2 protein-coding genes are annotated in these 1,320 nt (G+C 75.9%); both read left to right on the forward strand.

All coding sequences use genetic code 11. From position 1 onward, the window contains the following. A partial coding sequence (gene panC / locus DQW06_RS00865; RefSeq protein WP_117197786.1) for a pantoate--beta-alanine ligase occupies positions 1-829 on the forward strand: 829 nt, incomplete at its 5' end. An 88-nt stretch (positions 830-917) separates the two neighbouring features. Beyond that, on the forward strand, positions 918-1,320 hold a 403-nt coding region (locus DQW06_RS00870), incomplete at its 3' end, for an FAD-dependent oxidoreductase (protein WP_117197787.1).

Below are 1,320 nucleotides of genomic sequence, written 5' to 3' on the forward strand. Positions count from 1 at the left end.
GCACACGCCCGACGAGCTGCGCCGCGCCCTCACGGGCGCCGGGCGCGTCGCCCTCGTCCCCACCATGGGCGCCCTGCACGAGGGCCACCGCAGCCTCATGCGCCTGGCCCGCGAGCGCGCCGACACCGTGGTCGTCAGCGTCTTCGTCAACCCGCTCCAGTTCGGGCCCAACGAGGACTTCGACCGCTACCCGCGCACCCTGGACACCGACACCGCCGTGTGCGCGGAGGAGGGCGTCGACGTGGTCTTCGCCCCCGGAGTCGACACCATGTACCCCGCCGAGCAGACGGTCACCGTCCACGCGGGCGCGATGGGCGACCGGCTGGAGGGCGCCTCCCGCCCCGGGTTCTTCACCGGCGTGCTCACCGTGGTCAGCAAGCTCCTGCACCTGGTCGGCCCGGACCTCGCGGTCTTCGGCAGCAAGGACGCCCAGCAGCTCGCCGTGGTCCGCCGCATGGCCGCCGACCTCAACATGCCCGTGGAGATCGTCGGCGCGCCCACCCTGCGCGACCCCGACGGCCTGGCCACCTCCAGCCGCAACGTCTACCTCTCCGGGGCCGAGCGCACCAGTGCCCTGTCCCTGTCCCGCGCCCTGGAGGCGGGCCGCGCCGCCGTCCCGGGGGGCCCCGACGCCGTCCGCGCCGCGGCCCGGGCCGTCCTGGACGACGCGGCCGGGGCCGAACCCCCCGTCGAACTCGACTACCTCGCGTTGGTGGACCCCGCCACCTTCGCCGACGTCCCCGCCGACCACACGGGCGAGGCCGTCCTGGCCGTCGCCGCCCGCGTGGGCGCGACCCGGCTCATCGACAACGTGTCCCTGACCCTCTAGGCCGACCCCGCCCCGCGTCCCAGGGGTGGGCCGGATCCCCCGCACACCAGCGCCGCGTACCGGCGGCACCCCGGAAGAGAGAACACGGATGAGCACACCCCTCCAGACGCGGCTCGACGCCCCCGAACCGGGGTGGACGATCGAGGCCGACGTGGCGGTCGTCGGCTCGGGCATCGCCGGTCTGAGCACCGCGCTGCGCTACGTCCAGCGCACCGAACGCGGCCGGGTCGTGCTCGTCACCAAGGACCGCCTGTCCACCGGCTCCACCGCCTACGCCCAGGGCGGGATCGCCGCCGCCATGGCGCCCGAGGACGGGCCCGTCGCCCACATGGTCGACACCCACCTGGCGGGGGCGGGCCTGTCCGACCCCCACGCCGTCAACGTCCTGGCCGCCGAGGGCCCCGACGCCCTGCGCTGGCTCATCGGGCTGGGCGCCGAGTTCGACCTCGCCGAGGACGGCGCCCTGGCCCTCACCCGCGAGGGCGGCCACC

It is taken from the genome of Nocardiopsis sp. TNDT3 (assembly GCF_003427465.1).
In the GTDB taxonomy this organism is placed as follows: Bacteria; Actinomycetota; Actinomycetes; order Streptosporangiales; family Streptosporangiaceae; genus Nocardiopsis; species Nocardiopsis dassonvillei.